The organism is Streptomyces sp. NPDC050508 (genome assembly GCF_040655155.1).
Classification (GTDB): Bacteria; Actinomycetota; Actinomycetes; order Streptomycetales; family Streptomycetaceae; genus Streptomyces.
On record NZ_JBFAJJ010000016.1, the window covers coordinates 182,031 to 199,427 of the forward strand.

At 69.6% G+C, this 17,397-nt stretch carries 14 protein-coding genes; 6 read left to right on the forward strand and 8 right to left on the reverse strand.

Going from position 1 to position 17,397, the window contains the following annotated elements; translation table 11 throughout:
* Positions 1 to 133: 133 nt before the first annotated feature.
* The gene (locus AB0I69_RS36830) at positions 134 to 1,045 is read right to left on the reverse strand and encodes a LysR family transcriptional regulator (protein WP_363100084.1); all 912 of its coding nucleotides are present in this window, start codon (positions 1,043 to 1,045) and stop codon (positions 134 to 136) included.
* Positions 1,046 to 1,804: 759 nt separating this feature from the next.
* Here AB0I69_RS36830 and AB0I69_RS36835 point away from each other — a divergent pair.
* From AB0I69_RS36835 to AB0I69_RS36855, 5 genes are all read left to right on the forward strand, one after another.
* Positions 1,805 to 2,971: a substrate-binding domain-containing protein gene (locus tag AB0I69_RS36835; RefSeq protein WP_363100085.1), complete on the forward strand. Its 1,167-nt coding sequence runs from the start codon at positions 1,805 to 1,807 to the stop codon at positions 2,969 to 2,971.
* Between the two features lie 17 nt (positions 2,972 to 2,988).
* Entirely contained in the window at positions 2,989 to 4,572 is a 1,584-nt protein-coding gene (locus tag AB0I69_RS36840) for a sugar ABC transporter ATP-binding protein (protein ID WP_363100086.1), read from the forward strand.
* Positions 4,572 to 5,600 (forward strand): ABC transporter permease, encoded by a 1,029-nt coding sequence (locus tag AB0I69_RS36845; protein WP_363100087.1) that lies wholly within the window; start codon positions 4,572 to 4,574, stop codon positions 5,598 to 5,600. Before AB0I69_RS36840 ends, AB0I69_RS36845 begins: the two co-directional genes overlap by 1 nt.
* Before the next feature lie 49 nt (positions 5,601 to 5,649).
* Complete coding sequence (locus tag AB0I69_RS36850) at positions 5,650 to 6,255, forward strand: TetR/AcrR family transcriptional regulator (RefSeq protein ID WP_363100149.1); 606 nt, start codon at positions 5,650 to 5,652, stop codon at positions 6,253 to 6,255.
* A gap of 102 nt (positions 6,256 to 6,357) precedes the next feature.
* Positions 6,358 to 7,470: a cobalamin-independent methionine synthase II family protein gene (locus tag AB0I69_RS36855; protein WP_363100088.1), complete on the forward strand. Its 1,113-nt coding sequence runs from the start codon at positions 6,358 to 6,360 to the stop codon at positions 7,468 to 7,470.
* A gap of 197 nt (positions 7,471 to 7,667) precedes the next feature.
* On the opposite strand, the gene AB0I69_RS36860 is transcribed toward AB0I69_RS36855, so the two are convergent.
* The 7 genes from AB0I69_RS36860 to AB0I69_RS36890 form a co-directional block, all read right to left on the reverse strand.
* A complete protein-coding gene (locus AB0I69_RS36860) occupies positions 7,668 to 8,735 on the reverse strand; it encodes a chorismate-binding protein (RefSeq protein WP_363100089.1) in 1,068 nt (355 codons plus the stop codon).
* A 76-nt stretch (positions 8,736 to 8,811) separates the two neighbouring features.
* Entirely contained in the window at positions 8,812 to 9,675 is an 864-nt protein-coding gene (locus AB0I69_RS36865; protein WP_363100090.1) for a bifunctional 5,10-methylenetetrahydrofolate dehydrogenase/5,10-methenyltetrahydrofolate cyclohydrolase, read from the reverse strand.
* A gap of 204 nt (positions 9,676 to 9,879) precedes the next feature.
* Complete coding sequence (gene purU / locus AB0I69_RS36870; RefSeq protein ID WP_363100091.1) at positions 9,880 to 10,788, reverse strand: formyltetrahydrofolate deformylase; 909 nt, start codon at positions 10,786 to 10,788, stop codon at positions 9,880 to 9,882.
* Positions 10,785 to 11,657 carry a methylenetetrahydrofolate reductase gene (locus tag AB0I69_RS36875; RefSeq protein ID WP_363100092.1) on the reverse strand — a complete coding sequence of 291 codons (873 nt, stop codon included), beginning with the start codon at positions 11,655 to 11,657 and terminating at the stop codon, positions 10,785 to 10,787. The genes purU and AB0I69_RS36875 overlap by 4 nt, the downstream gene beginning before the upstream one ends.
* A gap of 202 nt (positions 11,658 to 11,859) precedes the next feature.
* Positions 11,860 to 13,203 (reverse strand): aminomethyl transferase family protein, encoded by a 1,344-nt coding sequence (locus tag AB0I69_RS36880; protein WP_363100093.1) that lies wholly within the window; start codon positions 13,201 to 13,203, stop codon positions 11,860 to 11,862.
* Between the two features lie 113 nt (positions 13,204 to 13,316).
* Positions 13,317 to 14,288 (reverse strand): dihydropteroate synthase, encoded by a 972-nt coding sequence (folP, locus tag AB0I69_RS36885; RefSeq protein ID WP_363100094.1) that lies wholly within the window; start codon positions 14,286 to 14,288, stop codon positions 13,317 to 13,319.
* A gap of 86 nt (positions 14,289 to 14,374) precedes the next feature.
* Positions 14,375 to 15,799 carry an NAD(P)-binding protein gene (locus tag AB0I69_RS36890; protein WP_363100095.1) on the reverse strand — a complete coding sequence of 475 codons (1,425 nt, stop codon included), beginning with the start codon at positions 15,797 to 15,799 and terminating at the stop codon, positions 14,375 to 14,377.
* A 446-nt stretch (positions 15,800 to 16,245) separates the two neighbouring features.
* Here AB0I69_RS36890 and AB0I69_RS36895 point away from each other — a divergent pair, with 446 nt between their 5' ends.
* A complete protein-coding gene (locus AB0I69_RS36895; protein ID WP_363100096.1) occupies positions 16,246 to 17,178 on the forward strand; it encodes a LacI family DNA-binding transcriptional regulator in 933 nt (310 codons plus the stop codon).
* Positions 17,179 to 17,397: the final 219 nt, after the last annotated feature.

Here is a 17,397-nt window from a genome sequence, read left to right on the forward strand (position 1 = left end):
GAGACAGCTCCTTCGCGGCTCGATTCGCGTTGCCACAGTGGCCACACCGAGCACGGCTGTCCATCAGTCGGTATAAAATATGAGTTCCCGTGACGAACTATAAGCTTTCGCTCCGCGCAAGTGTCGGCGGATGTCAACGGCCGATCGTGGGAATCGGGTTCTCCGCGAACCACTGGGCGAGGAAGTCCAGGAAGACCGTGATCTTGCGCTGGGTTCCCGGCCCGGGCCCGTGGATCGCATAGAGCGGCCGGTCGGGTGCCGCCAGGTGGGGAAGCTGAATCTGGAGGGCCCCGGAGACGAGATCGTCGTAGGCGGACCGCTGCGGCAGCAGGGCGATGCCGCGCCCGTGGACGGCCGCCTTCTGCAGGGCGATGTAGGAGTTGGACGAGAAGGCCACGTTGCGGATCTTGTGCAGCGTGGAGGTGGGGCCGTGCCCGATGCGCCAGACCGGGTCGTTGACGTGCACCAGGCAGTCGTGGGCGGCCAGGTCGTTGGGGTGCGTCAGGGGGCCGCGTTCGTCGACGTACGTCTTCGACGCGCACAGGACGAAGGGCAGCGAGGCGATCTTCTTCAGCCGGACGTTGGAGTCCCGTAGGTCCCGGGTGTGGAACGCGAGGTCGAAACCGCCGTCCAGGAAGTCGTACGTCCGGTCGGACACGCCTCCCAGCTCGAACCGGACTTGGATCTTCGGGTACGCGGCGGAGAACGCGGCGATGGCGTCCCCGAGGTCCAGGCTCCCGATCCACTTCGGGCAGATGATGCTCAGCACGCCCTCCGCCCGGTCGTGCAGATCCGCGATGCTGGAGTCCTCGGCGTCGATCTCCTTCACGATGCGGGAGGCGAACTCGGCGTACCGCAGGCCCGGTTCGGTCAGGCTCACCGAGCGGGCCGTGCGGTTGACCAGCCGGACGCCGACCTGCCGCTCCAGCTCGGCGACATGCCGCGACACCAGTGATCCCGACGACCCCAGCGCCTTGGCCGCGCCACTGAAACTGCCGAGGTCGGCAACGATGACGAAACAACGCATGAGAAGCAGACGGTCCATGGCGGTCCTCCGGTCGTCCACGGCACCGGTGTCCCTCCGGGCCGCGTCGAACATGGGGCGATGCAGTCGGGCGGAGCCATCTCGCAGGCGGCGAACCCGGACGGCAGACGCTGACGGAGCGGAAGACCGTCAGGGTCACATCGGTCAACGCAACTACCAGCACTATATCGATCTAGTGAAAGTAACGGAACCCCCCCTCGCGACCGCGAGGCCTGAGCTGGAAAACCCGGTTCGGCACAGTGCCGGGCCCCTTCGCTCCGTAACAGCACCGGACGCCCCGGACTGGTGCCGTACAGCGCGACGGCGTCGGCGAGGGCAAACCCCTGGGGAGGCCGCGGTCCGTGCGCGACTCGCAAACTTAACTTGTTGCCGATGCGCTTCCGCGTGCCTGCCGACATGCACACACTTTCGGCCATTGACGGGAATGGGTCCGCGAGCTGGGCCTTTGCGGCAGGCAGGGGTTGACGATGCGGTTCGGGAATCCTCGGCTGTCGGACGACCGCGCGGTCCGCATCAGTCCGCGGTCTTTGTGATCGACGAGCGGTACGTGGACGAGGGCGCATCGGTGGCCCCACCGAGCCACGGTCCGCTCCGCGATCCGGTTCAGGTGTGAGGTGCCGCTGCGGCTCAAGTCACGGTCCAGGGCCTGAACGCACTCCTCTCGTATCTTCTCCGCCCACGCAGTGACGGTGGGCGGTTCCGGACACCACCAGCGTCCGCTCAAGGATGTACGGACGCTCGGCCATGGAGGCATAAGCAATGGCGCTTATCAGAGAAAGATGGCTGGCCTCGGGCACGGCTGTGCTCGCCGCGTCGGCGATGCTGGCAGGCTGCGGCAGCTCCGGCTCCGACTCCGCTTCCGGCTCCACCACATCGGGCAAGGACAGTTCCGCATCGGGGCTTGCCACGGCCGAGAAGAACGTGGCGGCCCTGCAGGCCGTCGCCAAGACCTACCCCGTCCCCACCGCGAGTGTGCCGGGCGTGGACAAGTTCAAGGGCCGCAAGGTCTTTTACATCCCGATCGTCCAACAGGTCCCCGCCTTCGTCGCCACGGCCGGGTCGACGAAGCAGGCGCTGTCCAAGGCCGGCCTCTCGCAGCAGGTGTGCGACGGCAAGGCCCAGCCGACGGCGATCGCCTCCTGCGTCCAGCAGGCGATCACCGCGGACGCGGCCGGGATCATTCTGGACGCGATCCCTTACGGCATGGCGCAGAACGCCCTCGACGCCGCGAAGGCCAAGGGCATCCCGATCGTCGTCGCGGACCAGAACCCCCCGGCCGGAGTCGAGAACAGCAACCAGGTGAGCTATGTGCCGGGTGCGAGTTCTCAGGCGTCCGCGATGGCCTGGTGGATCATCGCCGACTCGAAGGGCAAGGCCAATCTGATCATCGCGCAGAATGCCGACAGCCCCACAGCGATCAAGATGGTGGCCGACTCGCTGCCGATCTACAAGAAGTACTGCCCCGGCTGCAAGGTCACGGTCAAGGAGATCACCGCCTCGACGCCGGCCCTGCTGGCCTCGAAGGCGAGTTCCAACGTCCTGAGCAACCCGAATGCCGACTACTACTACACCGAGTTCGAGGACAGCCTCCAGGCCACCCTCCAGGGCGTCCAGCAGTCGGGGCGTTCTTCGAACATCTCCGTGTCCACAGCGGCCGGTTCGGTGAACGGACTGGGCCTGATCAAGACCGGTTCGGTCAAGGCGGTCGTAGCCGCGGACCAGCTCTACATGGGCTTCGGCTTGACCGACGAACTCCTGCGCATGATGACCAAGGCCGGGCCCATCGACGAGGCCCAGCCCATGCGGCTGTTCACCAAGCAGAACATCGCCAGCATCAAGGTGACGGCCGCGGCCCAGGCCTCGGGCGAGTGGTTCGGCGACGGTTCCTTCCAGGCGGACTTCGCCAAGCTCTGGGGCATCGGGTGACGAACGAGGCGCACACCGTGAGCGCCGGCTCGCGGACCGACCCGCCGGACACGGCCCCGCGCCATCGTCTGGAAGTGGCCGAACTGTCCAAGGCGTTCGGCTCGACCCGGGCGCTTCGCGGGGTCCATCTGCGGATCACCCCCGGAGAACTGCACGGGCTGGTCGGCCAGAACGGGTGCGGGAAGTCCACCCTCGTCAAGATCCTCACGGGCGTGTACGCGCCCGACCCGGGAGCGTCCATCGCGGTGGACGGACAGCAGTTGGCGCTGCCCGTCCGCCCGATGCAGCAGCGCGCGGCGGGAGTCTCGGTCGTCCACCAGAACAGCGGACTGGTGGACGACCTGACGGTGTGGGAGAACGTGCGGCTGGGGCACTACCGGGCAGGCCGGCTCTCGCGGCGCATCAACCGCCGCGAGGAGCAGCGGGCCACCGAGCAGGTCCTGGCCCGGCTGGACCGACCCCTGGAGGTCGGCCGTAAGGTCGGGCAGCTCTCGGCGGAGGACCGGGCCGTGGTCGCCATCGCCCGGGCGGTGCAGGACCACCGCCCGGGAGGTGGGCTCATCGTCTTCGACGAGTCGACACGGGCGCTGGGCAGGTCAGCGCGGGCCCGTTTCTTCGAGCTGGTCCGGTCGCTCGTCGACGAGGGCACCTCGGTCCTGCTGATCTCACACCAGTTGGAAGAGGTCGTCGAAGCGACCGACCGGGTCACCGTGCTGCGCGACGGCGCCGTGGTTGAGGCAGGCCTGCCCACGAGCGAGGTGGACGAGGTCTCGCTCACCCGCATGATGCTCGGACGTCACCTCGTGACGCACGGGCGGGTCGGGAGCCACGTCAAGGACGAGGTCGTCGCCTCGGCGCGGGGTCTCGCGGTCGGCCCGGTGACCGGGCTCGATCTCGACGTCCGGCGCGGCGAGATCCTCGGCCTGACCGGGCTGATCGGCTCGGGCTTCGTCGAGACGGCCGAGGCGCTGGCGGGCGCACGCCCGGCCGACGCCGGCACGCTGTCGGTCCACGGGCGCGACCTCGCCCTGGACCGCAGACGTGGATGCACCGAAGAGTTCGTGGACGCGGGGGTGGCGTTCGTACCCGAGCGTCGCCTGGAGGCGGGGGTGGCCGCCGAGCTCTCGGTGGCGGACAACCTGACACTGCCACGCGTGCGCGCCCGCGGCAGCCGACTGCGGACCGGCTCCGCATGGCAGGCCGAGGAGACCGCCGCGATGATCGCGAAACTCGACATCCGGCCGCCCCACCCACAAGCGCCGGTCCACACACTGAGCGGCGGCAACCAGCAGAAGGTCCTGCTCGCCAAGTGGCTGGCCGGCGCACCGAACCTGCTGGTGCTGCACGAACCGACACAGGCTGTCGACGTCGGCGCCCGCCACGACATCATCGACGCGATCCGGGAGGCCGCACGGGACGGCTGCGGAATCGTCCTCGCCTCGATCGACCCCGTCGACCTCGCCGTGCTGTGCGACCGGGTGCTGGTGTTCCGCGACGGCCTGGTCGCCAAGGAACTGAGCGGCGAACTGGAACAGGACGCCATCGTCCAGGCGGTCTTCGGCGACGACACAAAACCTCAAGAAAAGGGGCAGGGAGACTGATGGACGTCACCAGCCGGCAAGACACCGACACACCCCCCGCCGCGCCGAAGGCGACGCGAACCGGGACGCTGACATCAGCCTCCGCCTTTGCCGGGCATTTCGCCTCGCGCTACTCGGTGATCGGCATCTGGGTGGCCATGATCGCGGTGTATGCCGCCGCGGAGCCGGGGGTGTTCCTGACCAAGGGCACCTTCCAGACCATCTTCGGCTCCCAACAAGCCCTGGTGTTCCTCACCATGGCCCTGCTGTGCACCGTCTGCGTCGGAGAGTTCGTGGACCTGTCGGTCCCGGCGGTCTTCGGGTTCTCCGCCACGATCCTGCCCGTTCTGGTCGTGGAGCACGGGTGGGGAGTGTGGCCGGCGGCGTTCGTCGCCGTCCTGGGCGCGATCGTGGTCGGCGTGGTCAACGGCCTGCTCGTCGTCGTGGTCGGGGTGAACACCATCGTGGTGACCCTGGGCATGGGCACCTTCCTGGGCGGCATCGCCCTGTGGCTGTCGCACCTCAACACGGTCAGCGGTCTGCCGACCGGGTTCGGCAAGATCGCGTTGTACTCCGTGGGCGGGCTGCCGATCTCGTTCTACTACGGCGTAGTGCTGGTGGCGGGCTTCGCCTATCTGCTGGCGTTCACACCGCTGGGCCGCCACATCCGCTTCGTCGGAGCCAACAGAGAGGTCAGCCGGCTCTCCGGCATCCGCGTCAACCGGATCCGCTTCGGCTCCTTCGTCGCCTCCGGCGCCCTGTGCGGTGTCGGCGCGGTCATCTCCGTCGCGGCCCTGGGCGGCTACAACCCCACCACCTCCGACACTCTGCTGCTGCCGGTCTTCGCCTCGGTCTTCCTCGGCACCGCGATCGTCCTGCCCGGACGCTTCAACCCGGTCGGTACCTTCGTCGGTATCTACTTCCTGGCGACCGGCATCCTCGGGCTCCAACTGCTGGGCCTGGAAGCGTGGGTCTCCTCGGTCTTCTACGGAGGTGTCCTGGTGGCAGCGGTCACCATCTCGACCTTGCTGCGCCGCCGCGGTCCATGACCGGCTCGCCGAGACCGGCAGGCAGACACCTAACATGGCCGGTGTGAGGATGACAGCGACGGACCGGCGACAACTCATCACGCGGGCTGCGGGTGAGCTGTTCATCGCTCGCGGCTACGCGGGTGTCTCCATGGAGGACGTCCTGGCGGCGGTGGGCGGCTCCAAGGCGACCCTCTACCGCTATTTCACCGACAAGAGCGCCCTGTTCCGCGCGTCCGTGGAGGCGCTGTGCGACGAGTGGTCCCAGCCGCTGCACACGTTCACGCCGGGCAGCGAGAACCTCACCGAAACGCTGGTCGCGCTCGGTGAACACTTCGCCGGTGTCGTCCTCACGCCCGAGGCGATCGCCCTGCACCGCCTGGTCACCTCCGAAGCCGTACGCATTCCCGGGCTCGGCGAGGTCTTCGCGGACCATGGGCCGAACGCGGGTCACGCGGTGCTCGGGCGCTGCCTCCAACAGGCCCACGACGACGGCCTGATCAAGGTCGAGGACCCGGTGCGAGCGGCGGAACAGCTCTACCAGGCCATGCTCGGCCACGCCCAGATGCGGCTGCTGACGGATGCGCCGGTCAAGCTGACGGACGCCGAGGTCCGTGCGTCCATCAACGAGGCGGTACGGGTCTTCCTGCACGGCGTTTCCGTCGACCCGGTCTAACCTTCCCCACGGAGCCCGCCGTAGCCGCCAGATGTCTTGCCCTCGAAGCGTACTGGACCGTACCGTACAGTCGCCCGAGTGTCAGGCGTGAAGGGACGGCCGATGCCGACGACGATCCGAGCCGAACATGTGGGAAGCCTGTTGCGCCCCGAGGAGTTGCTGACGGCACGCGCCGCACGCCGTCGCGGTGCGCTCTCCGACAAGGAACTCACCGAACTGGAGGACCAGGCCGCGGCAGCCGCGGTGAAGCTGCAACAGGACGCCGGGATACAGGTCTTCACCGACGGCGAGGTGCGCCGGGACGACTTCATGGCGTCGGTGGTGGAGACGGTCGGCGGGCTGGCACCCGCCGAGGAGTCCTCGTCCCGTCCACGCTGGATCCGCGACAGCGACGGCGCCAAACTGGAAGGCGACGTCGCGTCGGTGGCCATCACGGAGCCCCTGTACCGGCGGACCCCGCTGCCCCTCGCCGAGGCCCGCTGGCTGTCCGGGAACGCACCGGGGCCGTACAAGATCACCATGGCCAGTCCGACGATGGTGGCGGGTTTCTGGCGGCCGGGGATCTCGGACGGCGTCTATCCGACCCGGCAGGACGCGGTGGCGGCGCTGGCCGACATCTACCGGCGGGACATCGCCGACCTGATCGACACCGGGGTCTCCTGGCTGCAGCTCGACTCGCTGGCCTACTGGGCCAACATCGATCCCGAGGCCGCCCGGATGCGCCGGGTGACGGACCTGGAGGGGCATCTCTCCCACATCATCGACACGGACAACGGCCTCATCCGTTCCGCCCGTTCGAGGCGCCCCGACATGACCGTGGCCATGCACTTCTGCCGGGGCAACATGCGCAGCGCCTGGTCCGCCCAGGGCGGCTACGAGCCCATCGCGGAGCGGGTGTTCGGCGAGGTGGAGGTCGACCGCTTCCTGCTGGAGTACGACACGGAGCGCGCCGGCGGTTTCGAGCCGCTGCGGTTCGTGCCGCCCGCCAAGACCGTCGTCCTGGGGCTGGTGTCGTCGAAGGTGGCGGAGCTGGAGTCGGTGGATACGCTGCGGCGGCGCATCGACGAGGCGTCGCAGTATCTGCCGCTGGAGCAGCTCGCCCTCAGTCCGCAGTGCGGTTTCGCCTCGACGAGCCAGGGCAACCTGCTGACCGTCGACGACCAGCGCCGCAAGCTGGAACTCGTCGCGAAGACGGCGCGTCTGGTCTGGGGCTGACTGCGGAACACCGCACACCGCCCCGGGGCCTGATGTGGCGGGCGAGTAACTCGGGTGCCGGGGCGGCGGGGCCTCAGGCAGCGCAGCGGCCGGGGCTGGGGGTCAGGTGCCGTAGCGGCCGGAGGTCGGGCGCCATAGCAGGCCGGGGCTCAAGCGCCACAGCAGCCGGGGCCTCAAGCACCGCAGCCGCCGGGGGCTCAGGCGCCGGGGCGGGCGGCGAGGCGTTGGTGCGGCTTCGCGTCGTAGGGTGAGCCGTTGGACGCGATGGTCAGCAGTCTCTCCGCCTTCAACTCGGTTTCCTGCCATTCCCGTTCGGGGTCCGAGTCCCAGGTGATGCCCGCTCCGGCGCCGAAGTTGAGGCGCTGCCGGGCACGGTCGATCCAGAACGTGCGGATGCCCACGGCCAGTTCGCCGGTGCCGCGATCGGCGTCGACCCAGCCGATGCCGCCGCAGTACGGTCCGCGCGGCGCGGTCTCAAGGGCGGTGATGATGCCGAGGGCGCTCTCCTTCGGGGCGCCCGTGACGGATCCCGGCGGGAAGGTCGCCGCCAGCAGTTCGGGCCATCCTGCTCCGTCCCGCAGTTCTCCGCGCACCGTGGAGACCAGGTGGACGAGGCCGGGATGACGTTCCACCGCGCACAGGTCCGGCACGGTGACACTGCCGGTGGCGCACACGCGCCCGAGGTCGTTGCGGACCAGGTCGACGATCATCACGTTCTCGGCGTAGTCCTTCTCCAGGAGATCCGCCTCGGTACGCCCGGTGCCCTTGATGGGGCCCGACTCGATCAGGCGCCCGTCGCGGCGCAGGAAGAGCTCGGGGGAGGCCGAGGCCACCTCAAGTCCGAGGCTCGGCAGTCTGATGAAGCCTGCGTACGGGGCCCGGTGCCGCGCGGCCAACCGGTCGGCCAGGGCCTCGATGTCGACGTCCGCCGTGATGGGCGCGGACAGTACACGGCAGAGGTTGGCCTGGTAGACCTCACCACGCGCGATGTGCTCGCGGATCCGCCGTACGCCCTGCGTGTAAGCGTCGCGGTCCAGCGAAGTGGCCCACAGGCCGGGCGCGGGCCCGTCCCATCGGGCAGCTCGGACGGGGTGCTGCGCGGCGGGCCGTACGTCACGAAAGCGGGCGCAGGTCAGGCGTCCTTCGAAGTCGGCCACGACGGCCCAGAAACCCGCGGAGTCGAGCGCGGCGGGGTCATGGGTGACGTCGGCCAGTCCGGTCGCCACCCGGCCGCCGAGCCGGGCCGACGGCGGGAGTTGCATCATGTCCGGCACCTTTCCTGAGCACGGACGAACAGCGCGGACACGCAGCACCGCCCTTGGCGCCGACCGCCCAACTCGCTTATACGGGCACGGTCTTGGGCACGGCGTTCCACTCGGCCGCCCGGAGGGTGTTGACCATCAGCATGGCGATGGTCATCGGGCCGACCCCACCCGGTACGGGCGTGATGCGGCTGGCGATGCCGTCGAGCTCGGCGGCCCGGACGTCACCGGTCAGGCCCTCGGGGGTGCGGTGGATGCCGACGTCGATCACGGTGGCGCCGGGCTTGACGTGCTCGGGTCCGACAAGTCCCCGTACTCCGGTGGCGACGACGACGATGTCGGCGGGGCGGGTGACGGCGGCGAGGTCGGCGGTGAACTCGTGGGCGACCGTGACGGTGGCGCCGCGCCGCAGCAGCAACTGGGCCAGGGGTCGGCCGACGAGTTCGCCCCAGCCGACGACAGCGACGGATGCGCCCCTGAGTTCGATGCCCTCGGTGTCGAGGAGTTCGATGACGCCGCTCGGGGTACAGGGGCGCAGTCCTCGTTCGCCGCGGGCCAGTCGGCCGGCGCTGGCCGTGGTCAGTCCGTCGACGTCCTTGGCAGCGGGAATCCGGTCGATCAGGGTCGCGGCATCGAGCCGGGCGGGCAGGGGCAGTTGGAGGAGGATGCCGGAGACGTCCGGGTCGGCCGCCAACTCGTCGATGACCGCGGCGACTTCGTCCCCGGAAGCGTGCCGGGAGAGGTGTCGGTGGAAATCACGCATGCCGGCCTCGCGGATGGCGCGGCGTTTGGCGGCGACGTAGACGGCGCTGGCCGGGTCGTCGCCGACCAGGATGGTCGCCAGACCGGGCACCCGTCCCAGGGCCGCGGTCTCGGCGACCCGTTCGGCGACCCGGGCCCGGATGTCACGGGCGATCCGGGCCCCGTCGATGGTGGTTGTCATGATGGCGAACCGCTTTCTGCTGGTGAACGCTTCACCCGGTCAAGAGAACTGCCTGCCGAGGTCGCGGCGGGCCGACCGCGGATGTGTAGATGTACGGCACCGGGACCGCGCGTCGGATGGGGGCCCTGCCGTGTCCACCGCCCCCCGGTAACCAGGGGCGACACAACCACCGTTCCCTGCAGGGGCGTTGGGCCGATACGCGGTTCAGGCGAAGACGATGGTGTGCTTGCCGTTGCGTATGACCCGGTCCTCGGCGTGCCACAGCACCGCGCGGGACAGTACGGCGCGTTCGACGTCGGCGCCGCGACGGGTGAGGTCGCCGGCGGTGTGGGCGTGGCTGACGCGCACGACGTCCTGCTCGATGATCGGGCCCTCGTCGAGGTCCTCGGTGACGTAGTGGGCGGTGGCACCGACCAGCTTCACGCCGCGCTCCTTGGCCTTGGCGTACGGGCCGGCGCCGATGAAGGCGGGCAGGAAGGAGTGGTGGATGTTGATGATCGGCACGCCGACCCGCTCGATGAAGTCGCCGGAGAGGATCTGCATGTAGCGGGCGAGGACGACGAAGTCGACGTTGTCCTTGAGCAGCCTCAGGTGCTCCGCCTCGGCCGCCGACTTGTCCGCGCCCATGGACGGCACGTGGAAGAAGGGGATGCCGAACGACCGTACCTCCTCGGCCGTGTCCGGGTGATTGGAGATCACCATGGCGATGCTGACGGGGAGTTGACCCTGCCGGTGGCGCCAGAGCAGGTCGAGCAGGCAGTGGTCGGACTTCGAGGCGAAGATCGCCACCCGCTTCGGCACCGACAGGTCACGCAGCGTGTAGGAGAGGCCGTACGGCTTCACCAACTCCTTGTCGAAGTCGGCGCGCAGGCCGGGCAGTTCGGCCCGCAGGCCGTCCAGTCCGAAGACGGTGCGCTGGAAGAAGGCGCCGCCCTGCGGGTTGTCGGAATACTGGTCGAGGGAGACGATGTTGGCTCCGTGCCGGCCGAGGACCGAGGTCACGGCCGCCACGATGCCGGTGGCGTCGGCGCCCTGGACGATCAGCGAGGCCTGGTGCCCCGCTCCCCCGGTCTTCTGGGCGGTGCGGGTGGGGGCGGCCTGCGTGACGGTCATACGAGGTTGTCCTTCCTGAACTGTGCGATCCATTCGGATGTGGCCCGCAGGCCGCCGAAGGTGTAGAAGTGGATCTTTATGTCTCCGTGGCGGGCCGGGTCGTGGCCGTCGGCGAGCGCCCGCAGGAACTTGTCGGGGCCTGCGGTGCCCATCAGGTTGGTGATGGACAGGCCGTATTTCTTGGCGATGGAGGCGCTGGTGCCGACGCCGAACCGGGTGGCGTAGGACATCAGGCGCCGCACGCCGGCTGGGCCGGGGACGCCGATCCGGACGGGAAGGGTGATGCCCTGCCCGCGGACCTTCTCCAGCCAGGCCAGGACGGGGTCCACGTCGAAGCCGAACTGCGTGATGACGCTGCCGTCGAGTTCCTGCCCGGCGATGGACGCGTTCTTCTCGCGCAGCGCGGACCACAGCGCGTCCCCGGCGATGTCCGGGTGGCCTTCGGGGTAGCCGCTGATGCTGACGTGCCGGACGCCGTACTCCCCCAGCAGTCCCGTCTCGATCAGGGCGAGCGAGTCCTCGTAGGGGCCCTCGGGGCGGGTGGGGTCGCCGCCGACGGTGAAGACGTTGGCGCCGGTGCCGTCGGCCCGCAGGGCGGCGAGGAACTCCTCGAACTCGGCCCGCGAGCCGAGGCGTCGGGCGGAGATGTGCGGCACCGGCACGAAGCCGAGGCGCTTCACCGCCCGGGACGCCTCCAGACGCATCTCCAGGTTCTCGTTGCCGAGGAAGGTGACGTTGATGCGGGTGCCCTGCGGGATGGAGTCCCGGGCCTCTTCCAGCTTGGGGACGTCCTTGCCTGTCATCTCCAGGGAGAAGTCCTCCAGCAGCGATGTGCTCACCGCCGCCGAGGCTGTGCTGAGGGGGTTCATCGTGCTCCTTGTCGATAGGGAAGGGTGGGGCTCTCGGCCCGGGGAAGGGGGAAACGGGCAGGGCGAGGGGCAGAGGGTGGCCGGACGCGTGACGCTGCCTCCGGCCACCGGCCGTGCACGGTGCGCGCCCCGCAGGGGCGCGGGGAACTGCGCGACCAGCCACGACGGACCCGCAGACGACGCACCGGCCCCCCGCGGAGCGCTACGCGTTACGCCGGTACTCGGTGCGCGCGTGCCGGTCGAACGGGCTGGCCTGAACCGTGGCGCGGATGCGCGGGAACCCGAGGTCGGCCTCGGGGTCGGCACCCGGGCCCGGGTGCTCGCCCCAGACCACGGTCACCTCGGTGCCGGGCTCGGCGTGCGCGGAGTCGATCAGCGTCTGCGCCAGGACGGTGCCGACGGGGTCGATCGACGCGGTCTGCATGGTCGTACCGACCAGACCGGCCGAGGTTTCCACCCGATGGCGGGCGTAGGTGAGGACGAAGCCGGGATCCTCTCCCCCGCCGACGACCCGGCGCACGTCGTCGGCGTCGAACACCAGGGTGACCTTGGTGCGGCGGGGCTCGTCCTTGGCCTTGAGGAGGGCGTCACGGCCGTGGAAGTCGTGCCCGAAGTGGATCAGCTTGCCGTAGCCCAGCTCGTACGGGGAGACGTAGTAGTCGGCGATGTCCTCCGAGAAGTAGCTGCCGTTGAGGGGACGCTTCCCCTCAATGCCGAACAGGGGCAACCAGGCGCGGTATTCCGCGAGTTCGGGGTCCACGTAGATGCCCGGGACCGGCGAGGGGATCCAGCCGCTCTCCACACTCGGCGTCGTGTACGCCAGCGCACCGACCTGGACCAGCCCCAGCGGTTCGCCTGCCTTGAGGAACGCCTCGTGCACGTACGCCGCGTGCTCCCACGGACCGATGAACTCGTAGCCGGCCTGCCCCGCCATGCCGTGGCGCAGCGCCTCGAAGGAGCGGCCGTCCAGGGTGACCGGCGTGGAGTGGAAGAACTTGGTCTCCGGCAGCGGGCCGCCGAAGACCTTCTCGATCAGCTCCAGCGCCAGCGGGCCCTGAATCTGGTAGCGGAACAGCTTGGGGTCACCGCCGCCGGGGCGGAAGGCGGAGGACGTGTCGGTCTCGAAGGCGACGTCGTAACCGCCCTTCTCCGCGTGGTACTGCACCCAGTGCTGGGCGGCGGGGACACCGCTGAGGAGGTACTTGTTCTCGGCGCGCCGGGCGAGGATGCCGTCGGTGACGATCTTGCCGTCCCGGGTGACCGGTACGTACTGCTTGGCCTGGCCGATCGCGAACTTCTCGAAGTTGTTGGCGCCGTACTCGGCCAGCACACGGGTGGCGTCCGGGCCCTCGATCCACAGGTCGTACATGTGGTGCGAGAGGTTGAGCAGTGCGACGCCCTCGTGCCAGGCCGCCTGCTCCTGACGCCAGCCGACGTACTCCCGCTCGACCACTTCCGGGGTCCACGGCTCGGCGTTCGGCTGCCACAGCAGACCGATGGGCGAACCGGCCTTGTCGATGCCGTCCTGAAGACTGGGGATTGCCATTGCGGCTCCTCTCAAAGCCATCTCCCTGAAGTGCTAGATCGATCTAGTGACGCGGCTCGTCACATGGTGATCGGGTCAACTTCGGGAAGGGAAAGGGGGATCGCTAGAACGATCTAGCGCAAGTTAGCAGACGGGTTTGGAGCTTGGCGAGACTCGTGCAGCGCCTTTCCGCACCGGCTCCGCACGACGGTCTCCGGCGCCGAGACCTGGCGATCGCCCGCCCAGGCGGCGGCCACACACACCGCGTGCAGGCTGGAGCGGACGTCGTGCACGCGCACACAGAACGCGCCCGCTGCGGCGGCCAGCGCGGACACCGCCGTCGTCGCCGCGTCACGGTCGCCGGGCACGGAGTCGATCCCCGCCCGATCGCTCAACGCGGCACCGATGAAACGCTTCCTGGACGCCCCCACCAGCACGGGAAAACCGGTGGCCAGCAGGGCGGGCAGATGCGTGAGCAGTTCCCAGTCGTGGGTGGCGCGCTTGGCGAACCCGAGTCCGGGATCAATGATGATGCGCCCCGCATCGATTCCGGCCGCGGTGAGCGCCTCCACGCGGCGCAACAGTTCGGAGGCCACCTCGCCGACAACGTCGCCGTAGACCGCGTGACGGTCCATCTCGCGACCGGGCGCACGCCAGTGCATCGCCACATACGGCACCCCGGCCTCCGCGACGACGGCGGCCATGGCGGGATCCGCCAGCCCGCCGCTGACGTCGTTGACCAGACACGCGCCGGCCTCGATCGTGGCGCGGGCGACCGCCGCGTGCATGGTGTCCACACTGACGGCCACCTCCGCGCGCACCAGTTCCCGCACGACGGGCACCACGCGGGCCAACTCCGCCTCCACCGGGACGGGTTCGGCTCCCGGCCGGGTGGATTCGCCGCCCACGTCGACCAGGTCCGCGCCCTCCTCGGCGAGCCGCAGGCCCTGTTCCACGGCCCGTCCGGTCTCGGCGTATCTGCCACCGTCGGAGAACGAGTCGGGAGTCACGTTCAGGATGCCCATCACCAGACATCGGCCGGGCTGCGGGAGCCCCGCCGGGCCTCTCGGGGGTGGTTGCGCGAACGCGCATCGCATGTCGATCATCGGTCGAACGACCTCCTCCACTGCGGGCGTCCGCCCTGCGAGCTGGAAAAGCTAAATCGATATAGCGAACACGTTACAACGGACCGCTAAATCGTTCTAGTCCTTGGCGGTTCAATTTCGTCGCCCGTCATCCGACGCCGCCCCTCGACGTGGGCGCAGCGGTCGTGACCGACCAGAGCGCTACGGCGCCAGACGCCGGACGTGTCCCGCAACCGGATCTCGTCGCGATGGGCGACCACGTCGCCGACCGGCTCGGCACGCAGCCGAGCGACCACATAACCGGCGGCCAGACCGGTGATGTCACAGACCACCCCCATGGGCAGCAGCGAGCGCGTCTCAGCGATGGCGTCGTCCTCCCCCGCACGCATCACCACGCGGATGTGCGGCGCGACCCCGTGGGCGGCGAGGGCCACAGCCACGTTGTCCAGGTCGTCGGATCCGACGGCGGCCAGCGCCCGGGCGTGACCGAGACGCAGCCGTTCCAGCACATGGCGGTCGCCGCCGTGACCGTCCATGACGGGAATGCCGAGGGTGCGCGCCAGCCGCGCGGTGGCGGCCCGCGGGTCGCGTTCGACGCCCACGACGGGGATGCCGAGTCCTTGCAGCTCGACGCAGAGCCGCATGCCGACCTGGCCCATTCCCACCACGATGACGTGCCCCGCGCGGGGCAGGGTGCGTGGACCGATCAGCCCGATCAGACGCGGACCGAGCATCCGCTCGACCACTCCCGCGGTGAAGAAGGCGGTGAAGACGACCGTGCTCAACATCGCGAGGACGGCGAAGAGTTGGTAGCCGTGGGCATCCCGCGGCGCGGCGGCCGGACCGACTCCGGCCACGACCCGGGCGGCCTCGAACAGCGCCTCGGACGGGCGATGACCGGCCGCCGTGAGCCACACCCAGTCAGCGGCGAGGACGACGAGCATCGCGAGCAGGCCCAGGACGAGCAGCCGGGTGCCCGGATCGTGGGAGCGCAGCTGCAACCCGACCCACCTTCTGCGGTACCGGCGACGCCACTGCCCCGGCAGGGCCGATTCCTCGGCTTCCAGGACGCCGTCGCACTCTCGGACGACCTGGACACACCCTCCGCGTCGGCGGGCGGCGACGAAGGAAGGGTCCAGGCATGGGCCGGCCAGTGACGGCGCCGCGAGGTCGGCCGGCGAGGTGACGTCGCACTGAGGCAGGAGGCGGGAGAGCTCGTCGGCGATGGTGCGATCGAAGATGGTGACGATCAGAGGTACGTCGGGCGCGACGTGCGCGACGGCCAGCGCGTAGCGCAGGGCCGCGACGTCGTCGTGGAGCAGTACGGCCACGCCCGCCGGCCGCAGGGCCAGCGCCGCGCGCAGTTCGGGGTCACGTGGACGCGGGAGGTGCCGCACCGCGTCGGACGAGGTGTGAAGGGCACTGCACACCCGGCCGGCCAGGTGGGTGTCACCGATGACGACATACGGACGGATGGGGCCTTGATGCGTGTGATGCGCGCGATGTGCGTGATGTGTCGGATTCGAGGTCATGGGGTCGACGTCCTGTCTTGAGAGATGACGGTGAGCCGATGGGCAGCCGACTGGCTGGAGCCCGTCCGGGGAGCCGAGCCGGTAGTCAACTGGCCTTCGGCCGACGGTGATCGTCGGGGATGACCGACGGAGGAGCCACGGCCGGCCTTCCGATGGCGCCGCGGCGTACCGCCTCTCGCCCGTCCTTTTAAGACGGCTCGGCGCGACGACGCGAGGGCACAGAGGGACGCGGAACTCGCGGTACGAGCCCGCTTCAAGGTCCTGATCCCCGCCGCGCCGTACCGTACGGTTCAGTGCCGTACGAAGCAAGGCAATTCGATCCGGCAGAACCGGTGCACTCGGCGTCCCGTATCCGCCAGTGCTTCGGCTCCCGTCGACTTCCTTACAATGAGTCAACGCCGTGTCGCTGGGACTCAGGTGTGCACGACAACGTCGGAGCAGGGGTGATGGGGACGTCCAGAAGAGTCACGCTGAACGACGTGGCCGCGGCGAGCGGTGTCTCTCGCGCCACCGTCAGCTTCGTCCTCAACGACGACCCTCACCAGACCATCTCGGCCGCCACCCGCGACCGGGTGAAGGAGGCGGCCCGGACGCTCGGCTACGTTCCGCACGGTGTGGCGAGAGCCCTGCGCGAAGGGACCTCCCGGGTGGTCGTCCTGAACATCGACGCGGGCATGGAAGGCGCGTACTCCCGCAGCTACATCCACGGACTCGACGCAGAACTGGCCGCCCACGACCATGTCCTCCTGGTCCGGCACGGCCACCACACCGAACAGTCCACACAGCAGGTCCTCGACGTCATCGTCCCCCGCGCGGTGATCCGCTTCGGCGAGACGTACCTCACCGGTCACGCACTCGACGACATGGGAGGCGGCTGGCGTAACGGTCTCGCCGCCCACACCGCCCTCCAGCTCCGTCACCTCGTCGACCACGGCCATACCCGCATCGCCGTGGCACTGCCGGACACCGAGTCACCGCTCGCCGCGACCCGCCTGCGCTTCACCGGGCACGCTGCGCGGAACCTGGGCATCCCCACTCCGGTGTCCTTCATCGCCCCTCATGATCGGTCCGCCTGCGCCGACGCCGTCAGCGCCTTCCTCTCTCAAGCCCCCGAGGTGACCGCGATCGCCGGCTTCAACGACGACGTGGCCCTGCGTGTCCTCACCGCCCTGCGCGACCTGGGCCGGCGCGTGCCGGACGACACGGCTGTGATCGGCTTCGACGACAACGGCTACGGCGAGCATGTCATCCCCTCCCTGACCACGATCAACGTCGACGGCGAGGCCCACGGCCGGCTCAGCGCCCGGCTCGCCCTGGGGCTCGACACCAGTGGTCTGGAGCCCCCGCCCGCACGGGTCGTCGTTCGTGAGTCGGTCTGACGGGGCGGAGCTCCGCATCGTGACCGTGCACCGCACGTCGTCTCCCAGGAGGTACGCGCCTCACCCGCGGTGATCATGGAAACGGCGTCGTGTGACTACACCGACCGGAGGCCCTACGCCCTCGCCGGCACAGGCGGGCACTACCTCCGGGCCTGCGGCCGGGCTCGGCTTCACGTGCACGCGTTCACCGCCGAGAGCGTCCGCCGTGATCGCCGCCGA

What these genes read in the sequence shown, in the direction of transcription:
- AB0I69_RS36860 (WP_363100089.1), bottom strand. Translation starts at nt 8,735, where the DNA reads ATGATGCAACTCCCGCCGTCGGCCCGGCTCGGCGGCCGGGTGGCGACC.
- AB0I69_RS36850 (WP_363100149.1), top strand. Translation starts at nt 5,650, where the DNA reads ATGACAGCGACGGACCGGCGACAACTCATCACGCGGGCTGCGGGTGAG.
- AB0I69_RS36845 (WP_363100087.1), top strand. Translation starts at nt 4,572, where the DNA reads ATGGACGTCACCAGCCGGCAAGACACCGACACACCCCCCGCCGCGCCG.
- purU (WP_363100091.1), bottom strand. Translation starts at nt 10,788, where the DNA reads ATGACCGTCACGCAGGCCGCCCCCACCCGCACCGCCCAGAAGACCGGG.
- AB0I69_RS36875 (WP_363100092.1), bottom strand. Translation starts at nt 11,657, where the DNA reads ATGAACCCCCTCAGCACAGCCTCGGCGGCGGTGAGCACATCGCTGCTG.
- AB0I69_RS36890 (WP_363100095.1), bottom strand. Translation starts at nt 15,799, where the DNA reads ATGACCTCGAATCCGACACATCACGCACATCGCGCGCATCACACGCAT.
- AB0I69_RS36895 (WP_363100096.1), top strand. Translation starts at nt 16,246, where the DNA reads ATGGGGACGTCCAGAAGAGTCACGCTGAACGACGTGGCCGCGGCGAGC.
- AB0I69_RS36855 (WP_363100088.1), top strand. Translation starts at nt 6,358, where the DNA reads ATGCCGACGACGATCCGAGCCGAACATGTGGGAAGCCTGTTGCGCCCC.
- AB0I69_RS36835 (WP_363100085.1), top strand. Translation starts at nt 1,805, where the DNA reads ATGGCGCTTATCAGAGAAAGATGGCTGGCCTCGGGCACGGCTGTGCTC.
- AB0I69_RS36865 (WP_363100090.1), bottom strand. Translation starts at nt 9,675, where the DNA reads ATGACAACCACCATCGACGGGGCCCGGATCGCCCGTGACATCCGGGCC.
- AB0I69_RS36880 (WP_363100093.1), bottom strand. Translation starts at nt 13,203, where the DNA reads ATGGCAATCCCCAGTCTTCAGGACGGCATCGACAAGGCCGGTTCGCCC.
- folP (WP_363100094.1), bottom strand. Translation starts at nt 14,288, where the DNA reads ATGATCGACATGCGATGCGCGTTCGCGCAACCACCCCCGAGAGGCCCG.
- AB0I69_RS36830 (WP_363100084.1), bottom strand. Translation starts at nt 1,045, where the DNA reads ATGGACCGTCTGCTTCTCATGCGTTGTTTCGTCATCGTTGCCGACCTC.